General features: G+C 64.9%; 25 protein-coding genes and 2 tRNA genes. 13 read left to right on the top strand and 14 right to left on the bottom strand.

Features of this window, described 5'->3' with window-relative positions; translation table 11 throughout:
• Positions 1–157 precede the first annotated feature (157 nt).
• The 9 genes from FIV09_RS14660 to FIV09_RS14620 all read left to right on the top strand — a co-directional run bounded on the left by FIV09_RS14660 (position 158) and on the right by FIV09_RS14620 (position 6,955).
• Positions 158–859, top strand: a complete 702-nt coding sequence (locus FIV09_RS14660) for a CoA transferase subunit A (RefSeq protein WP_152450988.1) — start codon at positions 158–160, stop codon at positions 857–859.
• A 4-nt stretch (positions 860–863) separates the two neighbouring features.
• Positions 864–1,922 (top strand): PAS domain-containing protein, encoded by a 1,059-nt coding sequence (locus tag FIV09_RS14655; RefSeq protein WP_152450986.1) that lies wholly within the window; start codon positions 864–866, stop codon positions 1,920–1,922.
• 3 nt (positions 1,923–1,925) lie between these two features.
• Positions 1,926–2,555, top strand: a complete 630-nt coding sequence (locus FIV09_RS14650; RefSeq protein WP_152450984.1) for a 3-oxoacid CoA-transferase subunit B — start codon at positions 1,926–1,928, stop codon at positions 2,553–2,555.
• Between the two features lie 78 nt (positions 2,556–2,633).
• Positions 2,634–3,518 carry a carbon-nitrogen hydrolase family protein gene (locus FIV09_RS14645; RefSeq protein ID WP_152450982.1) on the top strand — a complete coding sequence of 295 codons (885 nt, stop codon included), beginning with the start codon at positions 2,634–2,636 and terminating at the stop codon, positions 3,516–3,518.
• Positions 3,519–3,613: 95 nt separating this feature from the next.
• A complete protein-coding gene (gene infA, locus FIV09_RS14640; protein WP_005978431.1) occupies positions 3,614–3,832 on the top strand; it encodes a translation initiation factor IF-1 in 219 nt (72 codons plus the stop codon).
• 69 nt (positions 3,833–3,901) lie between these two features.
• Complete coding sequence (locus FIV09_RS14635) at positions 3,902–4,483, top strand: nucleoside triphosphate pyrophosphatase (protein WP_152450980.1); 582 nt, start codon at positions 3,902–3,904, stop codon at positions 4,481–4,483.
• Positions 4,480–5,499: a ribonuclease E/G gene (locus FIV09_RS14630; protein WP_152450978.1), complete on the top strand. Its 1,020-nt coding sequence runs from the start codon at positions 4,480–4,482 to the stop codon at positions 5,497–5,499. The genes FIV09_RS14635 and FIV09_RS14630 overlap by 4 nt, the downstream gene beginning before the upstream one ends.
• Positions 5,496–5,693, top strand: a complete 198-nt coding sequence (locus FIV09_RS14625; RefSeq protein WP_152450976.1) for a DNA gyrase inhibitor YacG — start codon at positions 5,496–5,498, stop codon at positions 5,691–5,693. The genes FIV09_RS14630 and FIV09_RS14625 overlap by 4 nt, the downstream gene beginning before the upstream one ends.
• Before the next feature lie 5 nt (positions 5,694–5,698).
• Positions 5,699–6,955, top strand: a complete 1,257-nt coding sequence (locus tag FIV09_RS14620; protein ID WP_152452629.1) for an aminotransferase class V-fold PLP-dependent enzyme — start codon at positions 5,699–5,701, stop codon at positions 6,953–6,955.
• Here the strand turns inward: FIV09_RS14620 and FIV09_RS14615 are convergent, their stop codons facing one another.
• From FIV09_RS14615 to hisF, 3 genes are read right to left on the bottom strand one after another with little or no spacing between them, the layout of a single operon-like run.
• The gene (locus FIV09_RS14615) at positions 6,956–7,840 is read right to left on the bottom strand and encodes a DMT family transporter (RefSeq protein WP_254702238.1); all 885 of its coding nucleotides are present in this window, start codon (positions 7,838–7,840) and stop codon (positions 6,956–6,958) included.
• A gap of 6 nt (positions 7,841–7,846) precedes the next feature.
• The gene (locus tag FIV09_RS14610; protein WP_152450974.1) at positions 7,847–8,161 is read right to left on the bottom strand and encodes a phosphoribosyl-ATP diphosphatase; all 315 of its coding nucleotides are present in this window, start codon (positions 8,159–8,161) and stop codon (positions 7,847–7,849) included.
• Positions 8,158–8,916 (bottom strand): imidazole glycerol phosphate synthase subunit HisF, encoded by a 759-nt coding sequence (gene hisF, locus FIV09_RS14605; RefSeq protein ID WP_152450973.1) that lies wholly within the window; start codon positions 8,914–8,916, stop codon positions 8,158–8,160. The genes FIV09_RS14610 and hisF overlap by 4 nt, the downstream gene beginning before the upstream one ends.
• Positions 8,917–9,088: 172 nt before the next feature.
• On the opposite strand from hisF, the gene FIV09_RS14600 reads away from it, so the two are divergent.
• Complete coding sequence (locus tag FIV09_RS14600; protein WP_152450971.1) at positions 9,089–9,544, top strand: DUF302 domain-containing protein; 456 nt, start codon at positions 9,089–9,091, stop codon at positions 9,542–9,544.
• Between the two features lie 77 nt (positions 9,545–9,621).
• On the opposite strand, the gene hisA is transcribed toward FIV09_RS14600, so the two are convergent.
• Positions 9,622–10,341, bottom strand: a complete 720-nt coding sequence (hisA, locus tag FIV09_RS14595) for a 1-(5-phosphoribosyl)-5-[(5-phosphoribosylamino)methylideneamino]imidazole-4-carboxamide isomerase (protein WP_152450969.1) — start codon at positions 10,339–10,341, stop codon at positions 9,622–9,624.
• Positions 10,342–10,476: 135 nt separating this feature from the next.
• On the opposite strand from hisA, the gene FIV09_RS14590 reads away from it, so the two are divergent.
• On the top strand, positions 10,477–10,863 hold the full coding sequence (locus tag FIV09_RS14590) for a DUF2147 domain-containing protein (RefSeq protein ID WP_152450967.1): 387 nt from the start codon (positions 10,477–10,479) through the stop codon (positions 10,861–10,863).
• A 296-nt stretch (positions 10,864–11,159) separates the two neighbouring features.
• Here FIV09_RS14590 and FIV09_RS14585 read toward each other — a convergent pair whose 3' ends face one another.
• From FIV09_RS14585 to hisB, 3 genes are read right to left on the bottom strand one after another with little or no spacing between them, the layout of a single operon-like run.
• The gene (locus FIV09_RS14585; RefSeq protein WP_152450965.1) at positions 11,160–11,840 is read right to left on the bottom strand and encodes an ATP-binding protein; all 681 of its coding nucleotides are present in this window, start codon (positions 11,838–11,840) and stop codon (positions 11,160–11,162) included.
• Entirely contained in the window at positions 11,837–12,475 is a 639-nt protein-coding gene (gene hisH, locus FIV09_RS14580; RefSeq protein WP_152450963.1) for an imidazole glycerol phosphate synthase subunit HisH, read from the bottom strand. Before hisH ends, FIV09_RS14585 begins: the two co-directional genes overlap by 4 nt.
• Before the next feature lie 2 nt (positions 12,476–12,477).
• Entirely contained in the window at positions 12,478–13,065 is a 588-nt protein-coding gene (gene hisB, locus FIV09_RS14575; protein WP_152450961.1) for an imidazoleglycerol-phosphate dehydratase HisB, read from the bottom strand.
• 132 nt (positions 13,066–13,197) lie between these two features.
• Between hisB and FIV09_RS14570 the strand changes: the two genes are divergently transcribed.
• Positions 13,198–13,434, top strand: a complete 237-nt coding sequence (locus FIV09_RS14570; protein ID WP_371417710.1) for an Lrp/AsnC ligand binding domain-containing protein — start codon at positions 13,198–13,200, stop codon at positions 13,432–13,434.
• 216 nt (positions 13,435–13,650) lie between these two features.
• On the opposite strand, the gene FIV09_RS14565 is transcribed toward FIV09_RS14570, so the two are convergent.
• From FIV09_RS14565 to FIV09_RS14535, 7 genes are all read right to left on the bottom strand, one after another.
• On the bottom strand, positions 13,651–14,382 hold the full coding sequence (locus FIV09_RS14565) for an HNH endonuclease (RefSeq protein ID WP_152450957.1): 732 nt from the start codon (positions 14,380–14,382) through the stop codon (positions 13,651–13,653).
• Positions 14,383–14,761: 379 nt separating this feature from the next.
• Positions 14,762–14,836, bottom strand: a tRNA-Gly gene (locus tag FIV09_RS14560).
• 21 nt (positions 14,837–14,857) lie between these two features.
• Positions 14,858–14,932 (bottom strand) — tRNA-Gly (locus tag FIV09_RS14555).
• Between the two features lie 88 nt (positions 14,933–15,020).
• On the bottom strand, positions 15,021–15,422 hold the full coding sequence (locus FIV09_RS14550) for an MAPEG family protein (protein WP_152450955.1): 402 nt from the start codon (positions 15,420–15,422) through the stop codon (positions 15,021–15,023).
• On the bottom strand, positions 15,422–15,826 hold the full coding sequence (locus FIV09_RS14545) for a rhodanese-like domain-containing protein (protein WP_152450953.1): 405 nt from the start codon (positions 15,824–15,826) through the stop codon (positions 15,422–15,424). Before FIV09_RS14545 ends, FIV09_RS14550 begins: the two co-directional genes overlap by 1 nt.
• 142 nt (positions 15,827–15,968) lie before the next feature.
• Complete coding sequence (locus tag FIV09_RS14540) at positions 15,969–19,418, bottom strand: pyruvate carboxylase (RefSeq protein ID WP_152450951.1); 3,450 nt, start codon at positions 19,416–19,418, stop codon at positions 15,969–15,971.
• Positions 19,419–19,473: 55 nt separating this feature from the next.
• Positions 19,474–20,622, bottom strand: coding sequence for an alpha-hydroxy acid oxidase (locus FIV09_RS14535; RefSeq protein ID WP_152450949.1), 1,149 nt, complete (start codon positions 20,620–20,622; stop codon positions 19,474–19,476).
• A gap of 114 nt (positions 20,623–20,736) precedes the next feature.
• On the opposite strand from FIV09_RS14535, the gene FIV09_RS14530 reads away from it, so the two are divergent.
• A complete protein-coding gene (locus FIV09_RS14530; protein WP_152450947.1) occupies positions 20,737–21,486 on the top strand; it encodes an SDR family oxidoreductase in 750 nt (249 codons plus the stop codon).
• Positions 21,487–21,544: the final 58 nt, after the last annotated feature.

Genomic DNA, 21,544 nt, shown 5'->3' with positions numbered 1-21,544 from the left:
GCTGTTTCGCGGTTTCGGCCGGGGGAAATTGGCGCGGTTTCACCCGCTCACCGGCGCGGTATCCCGCCCGGAAAAGCCAAGTCCGGCGGGCGCATTGACTTCGCGTCGGCACGCCGCCACAACAAGATGAAAATCACGCTTCAGAGGGATGACTTCCATGCAGAAAGTCTACAATTCCGCAGCCGAGGCGCTCGAGGGTCTGTTGCATGACGACATGCTGATTGCGGCCGGGGGCTTCGGCCTCTGCGGCATTCCCGAGCTGCTTCTGGAGGCGATCAAGCAATCCGGTGTCAAGGATCTGACCTTCGCGTCCAACAATGCAGGCGTCGACGATTTCGGCATCGGCATCCTTCTGCAGACACGTCAGGTCAAGAAGATGATTTCGTCCTATGTGGGCGAAAACGCCGAATTCATGCGCCAGTACCTCTCGGGGGAGCTGGAGCTGGAATTCACACCCCAGGGCACGCTCGCGGAGCGGATGCGTGCAGGCGGTGCGGGCATTCCGGGCTTCTACACCAAGACCGGCTACGGCACGCAGATCGCCGAGGGCAAAGAGGTCAAGGAGTTCGACGGCGAGCATTACATCCTCGAGCGGGGTATCTTCGCCGATCTGGCCATCGTGAAGGCCTGGAAAGCCGACACGACGGGCAATCTCGTGTTCCGCAAGACCGCGCGCAACTTCAATCCGCCCGCGGCCATGTGCGGCAAGACCTGCGTCGTCGAGGTCGAGGAGATCGTGGAAGCGGGCACGCTCGATCCCGATCACATCCACCTGCCGGGCGTCTATGTGCATCGCATGATCAAGGGCAATCACGAGAAGCGCATCGAGAAGGTGACAACGCGGAAGAAAGCGGCCTGAATCAATGTCGGCTGAGACGGTCAAATCCAAGCGACTGAGCGCGGTGCTCGATGACCGGGCCGCCATGGCGGGATTTTCCCGCCTGGCACTTGGTATTGTCATCACCAATCCGCAGGTCGAGGACAATCCGATCGTTTACGTCAACACGGCCTTCGAGCGCACGACTGGCTATGCCCGTTCAGCGGTGATCGGGCGCAATTGCCGCTTCCTGCAGGGCGAGCGGACGCGCAAGGCCGATGTAGACCGGCTCCGCGCCGGGATCGAGAACGGGCGCGACGTGACGGTGGATATCCTGAACTACCGCGCCTCGGGCGAGCCGTTCATGAACCGGCTGACCATCGCGCCGATCCTCGGGGAAGACGGCAATCCGATGTACTTCTTCGGAATGCAGAAGGAGCTTCGCGACGGCGATTTCTCCTCGGATTCGGACGACTTCGTGGTCGATATCCTGAGCGGCCGGGTGCATCGTGACCTCGGGCTCATCCTGTCCAGCATCGCCCATCCCAACATGCCGGAAGACGCGCGTGAGCCCATGGTCGAGATCGAGGCCATGCCGCGGCGTCTGGAATGTCTGCAGCTGACCTACGAGGAACTGCAGCGCAGCGACAAGGACGTCCACCGTGTGGGGATCGACCTTGGTGCGCTTCTGAGCCGTGTCGCGGCCAGCGTCACCTATATCGAAAGCCGGCCGGGCATCCGGGTCGTGCAGCAATTCGAACAGCTCCAGGTGGATCTCGATGATGCCTTGCGCATTTCGCTGATCCTGTCGGAAGTGCTGTCGAACGCCTTCAGCCACGCCTTCGAGGGGCTTGAGCGCGGCTTCATTGACCTGCGGGTGACGCGTCTGACCGAAGGCGGGTTGCGGCTCATCCTGTCAGACGATGGCGTGGGCATTCCTTCCAAGATCGACTGGCCGTCGGAGACGACCGTGGGCGGAAGGCTGCTCTCGGCGCTGCTCGAGGGGCTGGACGCAACCATCAATGTCGCGCGGGGCGCGGCGGGCACCGTGATCATGGTCGATGTGCCCGTGGACCCGCACGACCTCGCACAAAAAGGAGCATGAACCATGCCATGGGATCGTGAACAGATGGCAGCGCGCGCTGCCCAGGAACTCGAAGACGGCACCTATGTGAACCTCGGCATCGGGATCCCGACGCTGGTGCCGAACTACATCCCCGAAGGCGTCAACGTGACGCTGCAATCGGAGAACGGCATGCTCGGCATGGGTCCGTTCCCCTATGAGGGCGACGAGGATCCGGACCTCATCAACGCGGGCAAGCAGACCATTACGGAGCTGCCCGAAACGTCCTATTTCGATAGCGCCACGTCGTTCGGCATGATCCGGGGCGGCAAGATCGCAGCGGCCATCCTCGGCGCCATGGAAGTGGCCGAGAACGGCGATCTGGCCAACTGGATGATCCCCGGCAAGCTCGTGAAGGGCATGGGCGGCGCGATGGATCTCGTTGCGGGCGTGCAGCGTGTGGTCGTGGTGATGGATCACCAGAACAAGCATGGCGAATCGAAGCTTCTCAAGGAATGCAGCCTGCCGCTGACCGGCACGGGCGTCGTCGACCGCGTGATCACCAATCTCGGCGTGCTCGACGTGGTCGAGGGTGGCCTGAAGATCGTGGAATGCGCCGATGGCGTGACCGAGGACGATATCCGCGCCGCAACCGAGGCGACCATCGTCAACTGAGCCTTCGCGCTCGAGGATCAGGCGGCGGCGCGGTGCCAGGAACCGGGCCGCCGTTTTCATGTCTGACAGGATCACCCCATGAAAATCGCGACCGCCGCTTACCCGATGGATATCCTGCCCGACTGGGCCGCTTATGCCACCAAGATCGGGGATTGGGTGGCCGAGGCGGCGGGGCAGGGCGCGGAGCTTCTGGTCTTTCCCGAATATGGCGCGATGGAGCTGGCCACATTGGCGGGCCTCGACGTGGCGGGCGATCTCGAAGCGTCCTTGCGCGCAGTGTCGGACCGCATTCCCGATGCGGATGCTCTGCACCGGGAATTGGCGATGCGGCACGGGGTGCATATCCTCGCCGCCTCCGCACCGGTTTTCGATGCGTCGATCGGGCCGCGTCCCGTCAATCGGGCCCGGCTCTTCACGCCCGGTGGGCAGATGGGCATTCAGGACAAGCAGATCATGACCCGGTTCGAGCGCGAGGTCTGGGGTGTCGTGCCGGGCGGGCCGTTGCGGCTCTTCGACACGACGCTGGGCCGGATCGGCTGTCTCATCTGCTATGACGGGGAATACCCGCTTCTGGGCCGAGCGTTGGCGGAGGCGGAGCTCTTGCTCGTGCCGTCCTGCACCGAAGCGCTTGCGGGATATTGGCGCGTGCGGATCGGCGCGATGGCCCGCGCGCTCGAGGCGCAATGCATCACGGTCATGGCCTCGACGGTGGGCGATGCGCCCTGGTCGGAGGCGGTGGATACCAATTGCGGCATGGGTGGGGTCTTCGGGCCGCCGGATACGGGCTTTCCACCCACGGGGGTTCTGGCCGAAGGCAGCCTGAACGCCCCCGGCTGGACCTATGCGACGGTCGATCTGGGCCGCGTCGCCGCCGTCCGGGCGGATGGCGTCGTGCTCAATCGCGCGCATTGGGCGGACCAGGCGGGCCGCGACACAGCGCCGGCGCTCCAAACGCTGCGGTGATATTGCCTCTTGAAAAAAGCGTGAAACGGGCTCATTTACCGCGCATCGCACGGTTTCCTTCGGGAAGCGGTGTAAAACCCAATGCAGGAGAGACCATGGCCAAGGAAGATACGCTCGAATTTCCCGGTGTCGTAAAGGAACTCCTGCCGAATGCGACGTTCCGGGTCGAGCTTGAAAACGGCCATGAGATCATCGCGCATACGGCAGGCAAGATGCGCAAGAACCGCATCCGGGTTCTGGCAGGCGACAAGGTGCAGGTTGAAATGACGCCTTACGACCTGACCAAGGGGCGGATCAACTACCGCTTCAAGTAAGCCGACCATTCAAGGGATCGGCGATGACAGGGGCCTCCGGGCCCCTCTCGCATGTCTGGGGGACGCATCATGGCGCTTATTCTGGGATCGGGCAGCCCCCGGCGGCTGGAATTGCTGGCAACGCTCGGGCTGACGCCCGACGCCGTGCGCCCGCCCGAAATCGACGAGACCCCGCTGAAGGGCGAGTTGCCGCGGCCCTATTGCCAGCGCATCGCCCGCGAGAAGGTCCGCGCGGTCGAGGCCGCCTCCGATGACATCGTGCTCTGTGCGGACACCACCGTGGCGCTGGGCCGACGCATCCTGGGCAAGCCCGCCGATGCGGGCGAGGCCGCGGCCTTTCTCTGGGCCTTGTCCGGACGTCGGCACCGCGTGGTGACGGCCATCGCGGTGAAGCGCGGCGCGCGGATCTGGGAACGGGACGTGGTGAGCCAGGTGAAGATGAAGTCCCTGTCCGATAGCGAGGTAAACGGCTATCTCGCCACCGGCGATTGGCAGGGCAAGGCAGGCGGTTACGGCATTCAGGGGCCTGCGGGGGCGCTGATCCCGTGGATGCAGGGCTCCTATTCGGCCATCGTGGGCCTGCCGCTTGCGGAGACCGCGCAGCTTCTGCAGGCAGCGGGTCACAACATTTGGCAGGAGGGTGCGGCATGAAGGGCGCACAGATCGCATTGGGCCGGATCGGCGAGCGGGAGGCGGCAGCGCTGATGGTGGATGGGCGGCTCGAGGATCTGTTCGTCGCGGGCGACCAACCGGCCCCCGGCACGATCTACCGCGCCATCGCGAGGCGCCCGATGAAGGGCCAGGGCGGCATCTTCTGCGACACACCGGACGGGCCGGTCTATCTGCGCCAGATCAAGGGCGTGGCCCCGGGCGATGCGCTGATGGTGCAGGTCACGGGTCATGCGGAGCCGGGCAAGGCGGTGCCGGTGACCACGAAGCTCTTGTTCAAGTCGCGCTACGCCATCGTCACGCCGGACGCGCCGGGGCTGAACGTCTCGCGCCAGATCCGCGACGAGGAGATGCGCGACGCGCTTCTGGAAATCGCCCATGAGGTGATGGAGGGCGATGCGGGCCTGATCCTGCGGTCCTCCTGCGCAGGGGCCGATCCCGAGGCCATCGCCGAGGATATCCGCGCCATGCAGGACGTGGCGGCCAAGGTCGCGGGCGATCGCGGCACCGGCGCCGAAATCCTTCTGGAAGGCGACAGCCCCGAGATGCGCGCCTGGCGGGAATGGGTCATGCCCGCCGATGTGGTCGAGGGACCGGATGCCTTCGAGATCACCGGCGCTGCCGATGCGCTGGAGGCGCTGGCCTCGCCCATCGCAGCGCTGAAGGGCGCAGGCTCCATGGCGGTCGAGGAGACCCGCGCGCTGGTGGCTGTCGATGTGAACACGGGTGGCGACACGTCTCCGGCCGCAGGGCTGAAGGCCACGATCGCGGCCTTGCGCGATCTGCCGCGGCAGCTGCGAATCCGGGGTCTGGGTGGCGTCATCGTAATCGATCCTGCGCCCTTTCCGAAAAAGGAGCGGCGGCAGGTGGAGAGCGTCTTGCGGGCTGCGCTCAAGTCCGACAGCGTCGAGACGACATTCGTGGGCTGGACGCCCATGGGCAATATCGAGTTGCAGCGCAAGCGCGACCGCGTGGCGCTGTCGGAGGTGATGGAATGAGCTGTCCGATCTGTTCGGAGAAGAGCGACGCGAAATACCGCCCCTTCTGTTCGCGGCGCTGCGCGGATCTCGACCTCGCCAAGTGGTTTTCGGGCTCCTACGCGGTGCCGTCGAAAGACCCCGAGGACATGGAAGAGGCGCTGGACGCGGCATTGGCTGCGCGGGCGCGCGATGACGGGGAGAGCACGCATTGAGCAAGATGGTTCCGATCGAGGCGCGGGAGCAGCTCATTGAGCGCGTGCGCGCTCGCTTCGCGCATGTGGACGAATGCCCGCTGACCGGCCCGCGCATCTTCTTCGAGAATGCGGGCGGGGCGCTGACGCTGAAATCCGTGGTGGAGACGAGCGCTAAGTTCGCCGCGATCCCGGACAATCAGGGCCGGATGAACGCGGCGTCGAAAAAGCTGCAGGAGATCATCGACACCGCGCGCGTGGATGCGAAACTGTTCTTCAACGCCGAAGGGGGCCGCGTCTTCGTGGGCGAATCCGGCACCGAATTGCTGTTCCGTCTGATCCGCGATGCCTGCCTTGGCGCGCCCGAGGGCGGTGTCGTGCTGGGCTCGACGGTCGAACATCCAGCCTCGCGCTCCGCCGCGCAGCGCTGGGCGGAGGTGGCGGGCAAACCCTATGTCCAGGTCCCGCATGACGATGCGGAGGGGCGCGTCACGGCGGAGGCCTACGCCGCAGAGGTCACGCCGGACACACGCGTCGCAACGATCCTGCATACCTCGCCCGTCACGGGCATCGGCATGGATATCGCGGCAATCGCGGCGGCGATCCGGGCCAAGGCGCCCGAGGCCTTCATCATCGTGGACGGCATCCAGCATGCCTGCCACGGGGGCATCGACCTCAGGGCGGCGCGCGTCGATGGCTACGTGATCTCGCCCTACAAGGTGTTTTCGCGCCATGGCTACGGCGTGGCCTGGGCCTCGGACCGGCTGACCGCGCTAGCGCATGACGCGCTGATCGGCGGGCCGGAGGGGAACTGGGAGCTCGGCACGCGGGACACGGGCGCTTACGCGACCCTGTCGGACGTTGTCGCCTATTTCGACTGGCTGGGCGGCGAGGTCTCGGATGCCAGCGATCCCCGCGCGCGGATCGAGGCGGCGGGTGCGGCCATCGCGGCGCAGGAAGAAATGCTCTGCGAGGCGATGCTGCATGGCACGGGCAACCTCAAGGGTCTTGCGGAGATGCCGGGTATCACGGTGATCGGCGGGGTGGAGAACGCCCATCGCGAGGGTCTCGTGACTTTCGTGGCCGAAGGGCGCAAGGCGGCGGAGATCGTCGAGGCGCTGGAGGGCGAAGGCGTGCGGGTGCATATCCGCAAGGCCGATCATTACTCCGGTAACATCCTGACGCCGCTCGGTTTCGAGGCGGCGGTGCGGGTGTCGATGTGCCATTACAACACGCGCGCCGAAGTGGCGGCCTTCCTCGCGGCGATGGCGAAGATCGCCTGATCAGTCGGCCCGACGGGTGCCCGACAGCGTGACAATGGCGAGGCCTGCAAGCACGAGGAGCGCGCCTGCGATGCTTTGCGTGCTCACGGGCTCGCCCACGAGGAAGGTGGCCAGAAGCCAGGCGGTGACCGGCTCGGCCAGGGCCAGCGTCACGGCGGTGGAGGCGGCCACGCGGGTCAGTCCCCAGGTGTAAAGCGCATAGGACAGACCCGTGGCGGCTATGCCGAGAAATCCGATGGCGGCCAGCGCGCCGGGGGCGGCGAGCCAGCCCAGAGGCAGGATGAACAGCACGGGCAGGGCGAATAGCGCGGCGATTGTGAAGGTCGCGGCGGCAATGGCCGTGGAGGGCGCGCGTTGGCCCACGCGGCTCGTCGCCAGCGAATAGGTGGCGTAACACGCGCCCGCGCCCAGGGTGAGCGCGATGCCCAAGGCCGATGCCGCGCCGGTCGTGCCTGCGGTCGCCAAAAGCGCAACGCCCGCGACCGACAGGACGAGACCCGCGGCGCGCAGGGGCGTGGGCAGGCGGCGAAGCGCCAGAACCTCGTAGGCCGTGGCCCAGAACGGTGCGGAGCCGATGGTGATCGCGGTGCCGATACCGACACCGGCCTCGGTCACCCCCCAGAAGAACAGCAGGTTATAAAGCCCGATGGCGGCGCCGGCGAAGGCGATGCCGCCCAGGGGCAGGCTGCCGATTGCGCGGCGGCAGGCCGGTTGCGCGAGGGCGAGCGCCACGAGCGAAAGCGCCCCCACGGCGAGGCGCAGCGCGCCCACGGCGAGCGGCGCGCGTTCGGGGGGCAGGAGGGTTTGGACGGTGCCGGTCGTGCCCCAGAGCATCGCGGCGGCAATGACCGCGACCAGGCCGAGGATGCGTGCGCTATTGTCCAACCAGGATCAGAGGCCCTTGCGGGCGGCCTTTTCGGCCAGGCCCGAGCGTTTCTGCCGCTTGGCAAGCTCGGCCATAACGTCCGACAGCGGCACCTTGCGGGCTTCCAGCATGACGAGGAAATGAAACAGCACGTCTGCGGCCTCGGAGGTCAGGGCAGCGCGGTCGCCCTTGGCGGCCTCGATGATCGCCTCGATGGCTTCCTCGCCGAATTTCTCGGCGCATTTTTCCGGACCCTTGGCGATGAGGCGCGCGGTCCAGCTGTCCTCGGGGTCGGCCTTGGCGCGTTTCGCGACGGTCCTCGCCAGCTCTTCGAGGGTCATTTCCGCACCGCGATGCCGTGCTGGGCCATGTAATCCTTGGCCTCGCCGATGGTGTAATCCCCGAAATGGAAGATCGAGGCGGCCAGCACGGCGGAGGCGCCGCCCTCGGTCACGCCTTCGACGAGGTGATCGAGATTGCCGACGCCGCCCGAGGCAATGACGGGGATCGTGACCGCGTTCGAGATCGCGCGGGTGAGCGGAATGTTGAAGCCCGAGCGCGTGCCGTCCTTGTCCATTGAGGTCAGGAGAATCTCGCCCGCGCCCTTGGCCTGCATCGTGAGCGCGAAGTCGATGGCGTCGATGCCGGTCTCCCGCCTGCCGCCATGGGTGAAGATTTCCCACTTGTTCTCGCCCACGGACTTGGCGTCGATGGCCACGACGATGCACTGGCTGCCGAACTGGTCGGCGGCCTCCGACACGACGTCGGGGTTGGCCACGGCTGCGGAGTTGAAGCTGACCTTGTCCGCACCTGCGAGCAGGAGATTGCGCACATCCGCAACCGAGCGCACGCCGCCACCCACGGTGAGCGGGATGAAGCATTGCTCGGCGGTGCGGGTCACAACATCGAGCATGGTGTCGCGGTCTTCGTGGCTTGCGGTGATGTCGAGAAAGCAGATCTCGTCGGCGCCTGCGGCATCATAGGCGCGGGCGGCATCGACGGGATCGCCCGCATCGCGCAGATCGACGAAATTGACGCCCTTGACCACGCGGCCATCGGCCACGTCGAGACAGGGAATGATCCGGGTCTTCAGCATCGCTTGGGTCCTTCTGGCTTGGCTCCGATATGCCGAAAGCCGGCGCGGATCACAAGAAAGGATGGCGGTCTTGGCGCCGGGATCCGTGCGTTCGTGTCACGGCGATGTGTTGGGCGGCGCGGAACGGTCGGAGGCGTCTGCCGGTTCGTCCTCTTTGACCGGAGGAAAACCCATGTCCATTCTGACCCGCACATTTGCCGTCCTGTCCGTGACCGCCCTGTCCACAGGGGCCGCCTGGGCCGAGTATATCGAGACCGAAAGCCCTCATTCCGTCGAAGTCACCATCGACAAGCTGGAGACGGCCGTGAAGAACGCAGGCGCCACGATCTTCGCGCGGGTCGATCATGCGGGCGGCGCTGCGAATGTGGATATGGAGATGGCCCCGGCGGAATTGCTGATCTTCGGCAATCCCAAGCTGGGCACGCCCGCCATGCAGGACGACATTCGGGCAGGCGTGCAATTGCCGCTGCGGGTTCTGGCCTATGAGGATGCCTCGGGACAGGTCTTCGTGACCTACGAGAACCCGGCCGACATGCTGGGCGATCTGGAGGTACCGGAGGACGCGCAATACGTCACGATGATGACCGGCGCGCTTGAGAAGCTCACGGGTGCGGCTGTTGCGGAGTAATTCGGCGTTGCAGGACATGCGGCCCCGGCGGTGATGCCGGGGCAGTGCGCCAATTGTTGGGCCGGATAAGGGGGCGCTCAGCCCAGGGCTGCCAGCGCAGCCTTGAGATCGAGCGCGCCGTCGTAAAGCGCCCGGCCCGAGATCGCGCCTGCAATCACGTCGGTGTCGCGCAGGGCTTCGAGATCGGCGAGCGAAGAAACCCCGCCCGAAGCGATGACCGGGATCGACACGGCCCGCGCGAGCGCCTCTGTCGCCTCGATATTCGGGCCGCCCATGGCACCGTCGCGGTTGATATCGGTGTAGATGATGGCCGCGACGCCCGCATCCTCGAAGCTGCGCGCAAGATCGGTGGCATCGACATCCGTCTCCTCGGCCCAGCCCTTGGTGGCGACTTTGCCGCCGCGCGCATCGATGCCGACCGCGACCTTGCCCGGGAAGGCGCGCGCGGCTTCACGCACGAGATCGGGATTTTCCACCGCGACAGTGCCGAGGATGACGCGGGCGAGACCCTTCTCGATCCAGGCCTCGATCGTGGCCATGTCCCGGATACCGCCGCCAAGCTGGGCCGGCACGCCGGGGCAGGCGGCGAGGATCGCCTCGACCGCCGCGGCATTGACGGGCTGCCCGGCAAAGGCACCGTTCAGATCCACGAGATGCAGCCATTGGCAGCCGCTCTCGACGAAGGCGCGGGCCTGGGCGGCCGGGTCGTCGTTGAACACGGTCGACTTGTCCATATCGCCGCGCAGGAGGCGCACGGCCTGGCCGTCCTTGAGGTCGATGGCGGGGTAGAGGATCATGAGCGGGTGTCCTTCTCGGTGGGTGCGGCCAGATGACATGACGGAACGGCATGTGCAACGCGACCTTGCGTCAATCTTGATTTGCGACGGGGCGCGCGGGCAGGGTTTGCCTGTCTCATGGAGAGGAGGAAACCCATGAAAGCCATTCTGACCGCCATCGCGGGCCTTGCGCTGAGCGCGACCGCTGCTTTCGCCGACCCGATCGAGGGCACCTGGAAGACCGAAGTCGACGAGGGCAATTACGCCCATGTGCGGATGGTGCCCTGCGGCGACAAGCTCTGCGGCGTGATCGCGCGGACCTTCAACGGGTCGGGCGAATACAACTCGCCCAACAAGGGCAAGGTGCTGGTGCGCAACATGGTCGCCCAGGGCGGCGGCAAGTATGAGGGCCGCGTCTGGCGTCCGTCGAACGACAAGGTCTATCTCGGCAAGATGGATCTTAGCGGCAACACGCTGAAGCTGCGCGGCTGCGTGGCGGGCGGGCTGCTCTGTTCGAGCCAGACCTGGAGCCGGATCCAGTAACGTCGCACAAGGTTTGAACGAAGGATGCCACGCGGTTGCCCACCCCCGCGTGGCATTTTTCGTGCTGGGTTTGTCTCGCGCGCAGCCCGCGTTTCGCAGGGCCGCGGTGCGGCGATCCTGACCGCAGGTCTGCGCACTTTATCTCTCAATATCCGGAAGACCATCGACCGACGCGCCCGGCGGGACAAAATCGCCGTGCCGGGGGGCGGCCCGGCGATGCGCGGGCGGCTTTCAGCCGCTATTCCGCGCAGCAAAGACCGACCCGATCGTAGGGCTGGGGCAACCTCACAACACCGTCACTCGGCGGCAAGCTGCAGATCCGCATAGTGGAACCCGTCCCGCGTTTCCACATTGCCCGGCGTGATCGTCAACGGCGCCGCAAATTCCGGGCTGTCCGTCACCACCGTGTGAAATTCGCCGTTCTCGCCACAGGGATCGACGCCCTCGGGCAGATCGAGCAGCAGATCCGCGTCCCAGGCGCGCCCTGCGAAATCCGGGCCGAGCTTTTCCGCGTTACATGTGGCGATCCGGGCGCGGAGGCCGCTCTCCATCATCTCGGCGGCCAGAAACTCCGTCGTTTGGGGTGTGCCGAAGATCGGAAACAGCGGCGTCAGCCCAATCCTGCGCATTTTCTCCTCGCGGTAGGCGCGGATGTCCTCAAGGAACAGGTCGCCGAAGACCATATGCGTGATCCCGTCTGCGACGAGCTTCGCGGTCTCCTCGGCCATGATCCGTTCGTATTCGGTGTTGGGGCAGGGCCATGGCAGCGTGACCTCGATGAGCGGCAGGCCGACGGACCGGGCCTGCGCGCGCAGGATCGCAAGGCGTGTTCCGTGCATGGCAACGCGGCCCGAGGGCCCGCTGATCGTGGTGAACAGCGCCTCGATCCGCGCGAGCCCGTCCCGGCGGCAGACATGCAACGCATGGGCGCAATCCTTGCCCGAGGACCAGGACAGGACCGCGCGGGGTGCGCTCACGGGGTCCAGCGCAGGAAGTTGGAAATCATCCGTAGGCCGGTCTCGGCGCTTTTCTCGGGGTGGAATTGGAGCCCGATGCGGTTCTCGCTGCCGACGATCGCGGTGACCTCCTCGCCGTAATCGCAATAGGCGATGCGCTGCGACGGGTCGGCCATGCGGATCTGATAGGAATGCACGAAATAGGCGTGATCGCCGGTTTGCACACCTTCAAGCACGGGATGCGCCTGCTCGATCACCAGATCGTTCCAGCCCATATGCGGGACCTTTAGGGTGGGATCGGTCGGCACGATCTTCAGCACCTCGCCATCGACCCAGCCAAGCCCGTCGGCTTCCTCGTATTCGTGGCCCTTGCGCGCCATGAGCTGCATGCCGACGCAGATGCCCATGAAGGGCACGCCGCGATTTTCGACCGCATCGATGAGCGCCTCGTAGACGCCGTCCTTGCCGCGCAGGGCCGCTGCACAGGCCGGAAACGCGCCGTCGCCGGGCAGCACGATGCGGTCGGCTTTTGCCACCACCTCGGCCTTGTCGGTGACGACGACCTCGCCACCCGCGCCTTCGCGGGCCATCTTCTGGAAGGCCTTGTCTGCGGAATGCAGGTTGCCGGATTCGTAGTCGATGATCGCCGTGAGCATGCTCAGAGCGCTCCTTTGGTCGAGGGAATGGCGTCGGATTTGCGGGGGTCGGTTTCGAGCGCGTCACGCAAGCTGCGCGCGACGGCCTTGAATGCGGCCTCGGCGATGTGGTGGCTGTTGAAGCCGTGCAGCGCATCGACATGCAGCGTGATGCCGCCATGCGTTGCGAGCGCCTGAAAGAATTCGCGCACGAGCTCGGTGTCGAAACTGCCGATCTTGGCGGTGGGCATCTCGACGTTCCAGACAAGGAACGGGCGACCCGAGAGATCGAGCGCCGCGCGCACCAGCGCGTCATCCATTGGCAGCAGGCAGGACCCGTAGCGGGTGATGCCGCGCTTGTCGCCCATGGCCTGCGTCAGGGCCTGACCGAGCGCGATGCCCACATCCTCGACGCTGTGATGGTCGTCGATATGCAGATCGCCATCGCAGCGGACAGTCATGTCGATCAGCGCATGCCGCGCGAGCTGGTCGAGCATGTGATCGAAGAACCCCACGCCCGTCTGATTGTCGTAGCTGCCGCTGCCATCGAGGTCGAGCGTGACGGAGATATCCGTCTCGGCGGTCTTTCGGGTGATCTCGGCGCGGCGCATGGCGGATCCTTCGAGGCTGGTTCGGGGCGGTTATAGGTGCGGGGCCCGCCGAGGAAAAGGGCAGGCGCGGGCCCATTGTGCCCCCGTGACTTCCGTGCCAGCTTGGCCGGGCCGTGAACCCGAGGAGAGATTATGAGCGCCCTGTTCATCCAGATCCGCTGCACCCCCGGAAAGACCTACGAGGTCGCCGAGAAGATCGCGCTGCGCGAGCTGCATTCGGAGCTCTATTCGACGTCGGGGGAATACGACCTGCTTCTGAAGATGTACGTCCCCGAGGGCGAGGATGTGGGCAAATTCATCAACGAGAACCTGCTGGTGATCCCGGGGATCGAGCGGTCGCTGACGACGCTGACGTTCAAGGTGTTTTGAGGGCGGGCGGCCGCAGGAAGGTGACTGCGATGCCTTTTTGGCGGGGTGATTTAGGCCTGAGACAGAAGCGGCCTTCTTGCCTGTGCCTCAAAGGGCTGAGTCCCGGCACATTCTGCGGTGCAGCGAATGACGGGTTCGAGCCCAAACACGCAAATACTGCATTTTGGTCCGGTGCAAGAGGTTCCGTTAGAAGCGAGAATTAAATTACTAGTGTTTTTAATCGTTTAATTGAGAAGCGGCCCAGTGCTTGGCAAGGTTGTCGAGCCGAGCATCATCGTTTTCGAAATCTGGTCCATTTCGACCATTGGATAAGTCTTCGTAGTGATCCAGTAGGTCGTTATGAAACCGCCATAATAGTCTTTCCGGCTCGACCGCGATTAGACCTAGATCGAATAGTCTATGAAGGTCTCGCCGCAGGAGGAGGCCGTTAGATGGTTCGGAATGACCTCCAGAAGCGTGGCTTATAATGTGACAGGCTTCCAAAGCTACTTCAACTTCGCATCCTGAAATTGCGCATCGCGTTGTGTAGGCCTTTTTAAGTTCAGAACGAAATTGAGCCTGCTCGCGACGCGACAATCGGCTAAACGTCTCATATTCTGTAGACTGCGGGGGTCTTTCCTCACCCAGAACAGCGTTTAGGTCTCCTTCTATAACGCCCTCACGGAGCTTTTTATTTCTCACCACTGGCAGACCGGCAGCCGTCAGAAATCTGGCGACTGCCGTCGTTTGCGGACTGTCCCAAATAATTCCGTATCGGATGTAAGCGAGCCTCGTAACAGCTTTAAGGAAGACGATTGAATTCTCGCGGACAAGCCAGTGGGACGCCCGAGGGGTATCGGGACGTGAATCCAGAACAAGATCTTTTGAGCTGCCGCCGCTAATTACTACTTCTTCCAGGTCGGCCCAAGCAGCGTACCAAAAATCGATGGGGATATCCTCAAACGACATAAATTATTCCTCTTAATTCAAAGTAATCAACCTGATATTAATACTCAAATTACGTGAAGCTATATAGGAATTTGCACCTGACTTTGCTTTACGCAAGACGAAACCGGGTTTTGCCCGACTGACAGAGATAGCATCTTGCATTAAATTCGCGTCAACAGCGGCGGCTCTGTAGCGCGAAGCTAAGGTCAGTGGCACTGAGTGCGGTGTGTGTGGGTGCCGATACGGTAACGGTATTCCCGGCGTTCGCATCTTGGGTTTGCGCGGTCAGACCGGTATCGAATTTCTCGTAGACGCGGCACGCGGATCGGCGCGCAGCACAATTCCCCACAACGCGCGACACAGGCGGGAGAACAGCACAATCGTGGTGAAAAAAGTCCGATGGAGCGGGCGAGGCGATTCGAACGCCCGACCCTTACCTTGGCAAGGTAATGCTCTACCCCTGAGCTACGCCCGCATATCCATCGTCGGACCCGGTTGGAGCGGGCGAGGCGATTCGAACGCCCGACCCTTACCTTGGCAAGGTAATGCTCTACCCCTGAGCTACGCCCGCTTACCAATCGAGTAGCGGGGATGTAGAAAATCGCGGCGCGCGCTGCAAGGGGAAAATCGCGCCTAGGGGCGGGAATCTTGCGCCGATCCTACCAGAGCGCGTGGGCGATGAGCGCTATGGAGGTGGCGGCGATCGACAGGATCGTGAGCAACATCCCGCCCGATCGCAGGAACATCGACGGCGTCTCACGCGTCAGCGCCAGGCCGTGCATCGCACGCCCCACCAGCAAGAGCCCGCCTGCAAGATGCAGCGCCTCCGCCGGTGCGCCCATGAGTTCGGTCATCAACAGGAGTATCAGGCCCAGAGGCGCGAATTCGGCGAAATTGGCATGGGCGCGGATGCGGCGCTCCAGTGCGACGTCGCCGCCATCGCCGAGCGATGTGCCGGTCGCCCCCCGACGGGTGATGACCCGCGCGGTCAGGGCCAGGAAGACGAGGCCCAGAAGGCCTGCATAGATCGCGGTGATCGCGAAGGGCGCGGAGCCGTCCATCAGCGCGACCGGTCGTCTTTTTCGACCGCACCGCCCTTGGCCACCCAATCGTTGAAGCCGTCTTTCATATGCGCGGCCTCGAAGCCCATCTTCTGCAACTGGAATACGGCGAGGGCCGAGCGCCAGCCCGACGCGCAATGGAAGACGTAGCGTTTGTCCTCTTGGGCGAATTCGGGCTTGTGATAGGGGCTGTCGGGGTCGACCCAGAATTCCAGCATGCCGCGGGGCGCGTGCAGCGATCCGGGGATGAAGCCCGTCTTGGCGCGCTCGCGGATATCGCGGATGTCGACGATGACCACGTCGGGCTCTGAGGCCATGGCAAGCGCCTCTTCGGTGGTGACCTCGGGGATCTGGCTGCGCGCCTCGGCAACGAGATCGGCGGCGGAGAGCTTGAGCTTGGTCATGTGTACGTGCGGCCTTGTCTGGCGGAGGGGCTGTGATGCGCTCCGAGCCTAGGCGCGAGGCGCGCGGGAAGGCAAGGGCGCGCAGGACGGCAAAGGCGCGCAGGACGGCAAGGGCGCCCGGGCGAGGCCGGGCGCCTAGCTATTATTCCGGCTCGTATTCGACCAGCAGGTCCTTGGCGTCGATCTGGCCGCCCGGTGTGGCATGCACGGCCTTGATCACCGCGTCATGCTCGGCATGCAGGCCGGTCTCCATCTTCATAGCCTCGATGGTCAGCAGAAGATCGCCCTGTTTCACCTTCTTGCCCGGCTCGACCGCGACCGAGGCCACGACGCCCGGCATCGGCGCGCCCACATGGTTCGGGTTGCCCATCTCGGCCTTGGGCGCCGCCGCCTTGCCGCCGGTGGACTTTCGGTCCGCCACACGAACGGAGCGGGGCTGGCCATTTAGTTCGAAGAAGACCCGCCGCTCGCCGTTTTCCTGCGGCTCGCCGATCGTGATGAGACGGATCTCCAGCGTCTTGCCGGGGTCGATCTCGGCGGTGATCTCCTCGCCGGGCTGCATCCCGTAGAAGAAGGTCTTCGTCGGCAACGTGCGGACGGGGCCGTATTGCTGGTGGCGCGCCACGTAGTCCGTGAAGACCTTGGGATACATGAGGTAGGCGTTCAGGTCCTCGTTATCGAATTCGACGTCCTCGAACTTCGCCGTGAGTTCGGCGCGCATCGCCTCGAAATCGACCGGCTCGAGATGCTTGCCGGGACGGTCGGTGATCGGCTTTTCCTTCTTCAGGATGCGCTTCTGGATGTCCTTGGGCCATCCGCCGGGCGGTTGCCCGAGCGATCCGCGCATCATGTCGATGACCGAGTCGGGGAAGGAGATGTCGCGCCCCGGATCCTCGACGTCGGCGCGGGTCAGGTTCTGGCTGACCATCATCAGCGCCATGTCCCCCACAACCTTAGAGGAGGGCGTGACCTTCACGATATCGCCGAACATCTTGTTCACCTCGGCATAGGTATGCGCGACTTCGTGCCAGCGTTCCTCAAGACCCATGGAGCGGGCCTGCGCCTTGAGGTTGGTGAACTGCCCGCCGGGCATTTCGTGCAGGTAGACCTCGGAGGCGGGAGCCTGAAGCGACGATTCAAACGCCGCATATTGCCCGCGCACGGCTTCCCAATAATTGGAAATCTCGCGGATCGCCTCGATGTCGAGGCCGGTTTCGCGCGGGGTGAAACGCATCGCCTCGACAATTGAGCCGAGCGTCGGCTGCGAGGTATTGCCCGACAGCGCGTCCATCGCGGCATCGACCGCGTCGACGCCTGCCTCGGCGGCGGCCATGACGGTGGCAATCGCGGCCCCGGACGTGTCGTGCGTGTGGAAGTGGATGGGCAGGCCCACCTCTTCCTTGAGCGCGCGGATGAGCGGGCCGGCCGCTGCGGGTTTCAGAAGGCCCGCCATGTCCTTCAGCCCGAGGATATGCGCCCCGCCATCGCGCAGCGCCTTGCCCATCTCGACATAGTAGTTGAGATCGTACTTGGCGCGGTCGGGATCGTTGATATCGCCGGTATAGCAGATGGCGCCTTCGCAGACCTTGTTCGTCTCAAGCACCGCATCCATCGCGACGCGCATGTTCTCGACCCAGTTCAGCGAGTCGAAGACGCGGAAGACATCGACGCCGGATTCGGCGGCTTGCTTCACGAAGCCCTGCACGACGTTGTCGGGATAATTGGTGTAGCCCACGCCATTGGAGGCGCGCAGGAGCATCTGCGTCATCAGGTTGGGCATCTTCGCGCGGATGTCGCGCAGGCGCTGCCAGGGGCATTCCTGCAAGAAGCGGTAGGACACGTCAAAGGTCGCCCCGCCCCAGCACTCGACCGAGAAGAGCTGCGGCAGGTTCGCGGCATAGGTGGGGGCCACCTTGATCATGTCGATGGAGCGCATCCGCGTCGCCAGTAGCGACTGGTGCCCGTCGCGCATCGTGGTGTCGGTGATCAGGAGCTGCTTTTGCGCCGCCATCCAATCGGCCACGGCCTGCGGGCCCTTCTCCTCGAGCAGGTTGCGGGTGCCGGGCTGCGGCTCTTCGACGTTGGAGGCGGGCGGGCGCGCGGGGCGCAGATCGGCCGCGGGTTTCGGGCGGCCTTCGACCTCCGGGTGCCCGTTCACGGTGATGTCCGCGATATAGGTCAGAACGCGCGTGCCCCGGTCCTTGCGCGGTTTGAAGTCGAAGAGCTCCGGCGTCTCGTCGATGAACTTCGTGGTGTATTGATTGTTCAGGAAGGTCGGGTGCTGCAGCAGGTTCTGTACGAAGTCGATATTCGTGGAGACGCCGCGGATGCGGAACTCGCGCAGGGCGCGGTCCATGCGCTTGATCGCCTTCTCGGGCGTCGCGGCGCGGGCCGTGACCTTCACCAGAAGCGAATCGTAGAAGCGCGTGATGACGCCGCCCGCATAGGCCGTTCCGCCATCAAGCCGGATGCCCATGCCCGTGGCCGAGCGGTAGGCGGTGATGCGGCCGTAATCGGGGATGAAATTGTTGGTCGGATCCTCGGTGGTGATCCGGGTCTGCAGCGCGTGGCCATTCAGGGTGATGTCGTACTGGCTGGCCTTGCCCGTGGCTTCGGCCAGCGATTTGCCCTCGGCGATGGAGATCTGGGCCTGCACGATGTCGATCCCGGTGACTTCCTCGGTCACCGTGTGTTCGACCTGCACGCGGGGGTTCACCTCGATGAAGTAGAACTTGCCCGTCTCCATATCCATCAGGAACTCGACGGTGCCCGCGCATTCGTAATCCACATGGGCGCAGATTTTGCGGCCGAGCTCGCAGAGCTCTTCTCGCTGGGCGGCGGATAGGTAGGGCGCGGGCGCGCGTTCCACGACCTTCTGGTTGCGGCGCTGGACGGAGCAGTCGCGCTCGAAAAGGTGGTAGATATTGCCCTGCTTGTCGCCGAGGATCTGCACCTCCACGTGGCGGGCGCGGGTGATCATCTTCTCGAGATAGCCTTCGCCATTGCCGAAGGCGGCCTCGGCCTCGCGGCGGCCTTCCTTGACCTTGGTCTCCAGCTCGTCCGGGCCTTCGATGGGGCGCATGCCGCGCCCGCCGCCGCCCCAGGAGGCCTTGAGCATCAGCGGGTAGCCGATCTCCTCCGCTTCCTTGGCGATGGCCTTCATGTCGTCGCCCAGAACCTCCGTCGCGGGGATCACGGGCACGCCCGCCTCGATGGCGACGCGCCGCGCGCTGGCCTTGTCGCCAAGGGCGCGCATGGTCTCGGCGCGGGGACCGATGAAGGTGATGCCCGCCGCGTCGCAGGCATCGACGAATTCAGGGTTCTCCGACAGAAGCCCGTAGCCCGGATGGATCGCGTCGGCGCCGCAGGCTTTCGCCACGCGGATGATTTCCGGGATCGAGAGATAGGCCTGAACCGGACCCAGCCCCTCGCCGATGCGGTAGGCCTCGTCGGCCTTGAAGCGGTGCAGCCCGAGCTTGTCCTCCTCGGCGAAGACGGCGACAGTCTTCTTTCCCATCTCGTTTGCGGCGCGCATGATACGGATGGCGATCTCGCCGCGATTGGCGATGAGGATCTTCTGGAAGTCGGGCATGTGGGTGTCCTTCAGGGAAAGTCTGCTGCCTTCTTAGGCAATCGCACCTGCCTGCTCAACTCGTAGCACTGGGTAGGACATGCCCGCGCAGATCTTTGGGGTGGCGCGCGCCCAATTGGCCCAAATTAGCGGCAAGATCGGCCTTCAACAGGGCGATCAGGTGATCGGGTCCCTCGGGGCCGAGGGCGGCGAGCGCATAATGCCAGGCCCGGCCCAGCATGATGAAATCGGCCCCCATCGCCATGGCGCGGATGATGTCGAGCCCGCCTTCGATGCCACCGTCGAAGACGATGGGCAACTCCGTGGCCGCGCGGATCGCGGGCAGGACGTCGATGGCGCATGGGCCCCCGTCGAATTGGCGTCCGGCATGGTTCGACACCCAGAGCGCATCGACGCCCGCCGCCTCCAAGCGCGGCGCATCCTCGGCGCGCAGCACGCCCTTCACGATCAGCGGCCCGTCCCAGAGATCGCGCACGGCATCGAGGTAGTCCCAGTCGGGCCCGACGCGCAGCTGGTAGCCCACATGCGCGGTGGAGGAGAGGCTGCCCTCCGCTTTCACGTATTTGTCCAGCGTCTCCATCCGGGGCAGGCGTCCCTGCATCGCCCAGGCCCAGGCCCAGGTGGGACGGAGCGCGGTCTGCGCCAGAAGGCGCGGGGTCAGGCGGGGAGGTTGGGTCAGCCCGCCCTTGACCTGCCGCTCGCGCCGGGAGGCCGCGGGCAGATCGACGGTCATAACCAGCGTGGAAAACCCCGCATCGCGGGCGCGGGCCAGCATGTCGGCGCGCACATCCGGGTCGCGGGGCGTGTAAAGCTGGTACCAGCCGCGCCCCGCGACATGTCGGCCGATCTTCTCGGGCGTCGAGGCGGCGACAGTGGACAGCGTGTAGGGCAGCCCCGCTGCGGTGGCGGCACGGGCCAGATGTCGCTCCGCCTCGGGCCAGATGAGCCCGGACATGCCAACGGGCGCCACGCCGAAGGGCAGGGCGTAGTCGGTGCCGAGAAGCGGGGTTTCGAGCGCGGGCGCGACCTCTCCATGCAGGATCGAGGGGGCGAAGCGCAGCCGGTCCAATGCCGCGCGATTGAGCCATTGCGTCGTCTCGCGCCCCGTGGCGCTGTCGAGGTAATCCCAGACAAAACGCGGCAGGCGGGCGCGGGCGCGATCACGCAGATCGGCAATGGCGGGGTAACGGGCATCAAGAGACATGGCCCGATAAGAGAGCGCATGGGCGGGTTTGTCCAGATGAGCGGGACCCGCATGGAACGGGCCGTCCGGCTCTTCGTTCCCTTCCCCAGCACAGAGTAGAATTGGAGATAAGACATGGCACGTTTCGACGGCAAACGCGTTCTGATCACCGGCGGCACGAGCGGCATCGGCCTCGCCACCGCCAAGCGCATCGCGGATGAGGGCGGCACGGTCGCCGTGACCGGCACCTCGCAGGAGCATCTCGACGAGGCCAAGGAGGCCCTGCCCGAAGGCACGCTGGTTCTGAAGAACGACGCGCGTGATCCCGAGGCGGCAAAAGCGCTGGCCAAGACCGTGAAAGAGGAGATGGGCGGCCTTGACGGGCTCTATCTCAATGCGGGTTTCGGCAAGTTCTGGGACACCGAGGAAATCGAGGCCGACGATTTCGACAAGATCATGGATGTGAACGTGCGCGGCCCGGTCCTGCAGATGGCGGCCCTGAAGCCGATGCTGAACGATGATGGCGCGGTACTGCTGACCTCCTCGGTCGCGGGGTATCTGGGCCAGGCGGAAGGTGCGGTCTACGGCGCCACCAAGATCGCCTGCTACGCGCTGGCGCGTAGCTGGGCGTCGGATCTCGCACCGAAGGGGATCCGCGTGAACGCCGTGGCCCCCGGTCCGATCGACACGCGCTTTTTCGCGGGCACCGGCATGGACGAGCAAAAGCAGGATGAGTTCGTCGAGCAGGTGAAGCAGGCGGTCCCGCTGGGTCGCGTGGGCACCGCCGAGGAAGTGGCGGGTGTGACCTGCTTCCTGCTGTCCGATGACGCGTCTTACGTGACCGGGTCGGAATACTTCGTCGATGGCGGCATGACCAAGCGCTGATCGGTGATCTGATTGTGGGCCGCGCGGCGGCCCGCTTTTCTGGCAGGCGGATCCGGGG

The sequence above is a fragment of the Roseivivax sp. THAF197b genome (assembly GCF_009363255.1).
Taxonomy (GTDB): domain Bacteria; phylum Pseudomonadota; class Alphaproteobacteria; order Rhodobacterales; family Rhodobacteraceae; genus Roseivivax.
This window is presented reverse-complemented; position numbering and strand designations above follow the sequence as displayed.